Consider the following 1669-nt stretch of genomic DNA (forward strand, 5'->3'; position numbering starts at 1 on the left):
CTACCAACGCGACCCTGATAGGCAAGGACGTGTTTGGGGACGAGTTCCAGGCCATTCTGCCGGATGACCTGAAATCCGAGTTTAACGGCTTTTTGCGCCGGTCGCTCACCGGCGGCGCAGGCGCCGAGGACATCACCTACCGCGGGGCGACCGCGACGCTTGCCTACCAGACAGTAGCCATTGACGACCAGGACTTTTCGGTCGTATGCGTGGTGGCGCAGCACAACTTTGCAAGCGACGTCCTGTCGCTCATCGACCAGCAGAGGAACTTTAGCACCGCGATCGTGATCTCTATCGGCGCGATAGCTACGGGCATCGCAGTCGTCGTGCTTTTGTGGAACCGCAGGCTCGAAAGGACGGTCAGGTCAAAGACGGCCGAGCTGGAAGAAGCCGTGGTGTCGCTAAAGTCGGCAAACGAGCAGCTCAAAGACCACGACAGGATGCAGCAAGAGTTCATCAACATCGCCGCGCACGAGCTGCGCACTCCCATACAGCCAATAATAGGCATGATAGAGCTTTTGGGCGCCGACCGGCCAGAGCAGGGGCGCGACGAAGAGGAGGTGGCGGTGAAGCGGCGCGACCTCAGGCTCATCGGCCGCAACGCCGAGAGGCTGAATCGCCTCTCTTCAGACATACTGGACGCCACCAGGATCGAGGGCAGGGCGCTAAAGCTGCAGAGCGAGCAGGTCGACCTTGCAGGGCTTGCGGCAGAGGCGATAAAGGACGCAAAAAAGAGGGCCAACGGCAGCGGCAACGGCAAGGTAGACATCGAACTCGTGCGGCCGGCAGAAGGCGTGGTAGTGGTGGAATGCGACAGGGGCCGCATCGAGCAGGTGGTCTCCAACCTGATAAACAACGCAATAAGGTTCACAAAGGCCGGAACGGTCACGGTGACAGTCGGCAGGAAGGACGGCCACGCGGAAGTGGCAGTCAGCGACACCGGCAGGGGCATAGACCCGGAGATATTGCCGAGGCTTTTCACGAAATTCGCGTCCAACGCAGAGATGGGAGGGACGGGCCTTGGGCTCTACCTTTGCAAGGCCATAGTAGAGTCGCACGGCGGCAGGATTTGGGCAGAGAACAACGCGCAAGGCGGCGCCACGTTCACGTTTTCCCTGCCGGCCAACGGCAAGGCGCAGGACTTGCCGTGACTGGACAGGACCAAAGAGGCCGGAGCTAAGGCTCCTCGCAGTTGACAAAAGTGTTGGCGCCGGCGCTGTCGAGGCAGCTGTCAACATCTGGCCCGCCGTCGTGGTGGTCGTCGCCTTCCGCGTCAAACAGCCTGTCATCTCCTCCTTCGCCATGCAGCTTGTCGTTTCCCTCGTCGCCAATGACCATGTCGTGGCCTGCGCCGGCAAACAGCACATCATCGTCTGCGCCTCCCCACATCCTGTCGTCGCCGGCGTCGCCAATGACCATGTCCATGCCCGCGCTCCCCACGAGCGTGTCCACCCCGTCGCCGCCCCAGATGTGGTCGTCGCCCTTCATCCCAAACATCTTGTCGTTGCCAAGGTCGCCGTACATCTTGTCATCACCTTCTCCTCCCAGCATTTTGTCGTCATCGTCGCCGCCCCACATCGTGTCGTTGCCGGTGTCGCCGATAAGTCGGTCCGCGCCCTTTTCTCCCAGCACCACGTCGTCGCCGTCGCCGCCCCACGCAGTGTCGTTG

General features: G+C 61.5%; 2 protein-coding genes. One reads left to right on the top strand and one right to left on the bottom strand.

What is annotated here, in order from left to right; genetic code table 11:
- Positions 1-1151: sensor histidine kinase (locus tag ACREAY_RS11730; RefSeq protein WP_431755951.1), on the top strand; the 1151-nt coding region annotated here is incomplete at its 5' end.
- Positions 1152-1176: 25 nt separating this feature from the next.
- Here the strand turns inward: ACREAY_RS11730 and ACREAY_RS11735 are convergent.
- The coding region (locus ACREAY_RS11735) for a calcium-binding protein (RefSeq protein ID WP_431755952.1) at positions 1177-1669 on the bottom strand (493 nt) is incomplete at its 5' end.

Source organism: Nitrososphaera sp., from assembly GCF_050748925.1.
Classification (GTDB): domain Archaea; phylum Thermoproteota; class Nitrososphaeria; order Nitrososphaerales; family Nitrososphaeraceae; genus Nitrososphaera.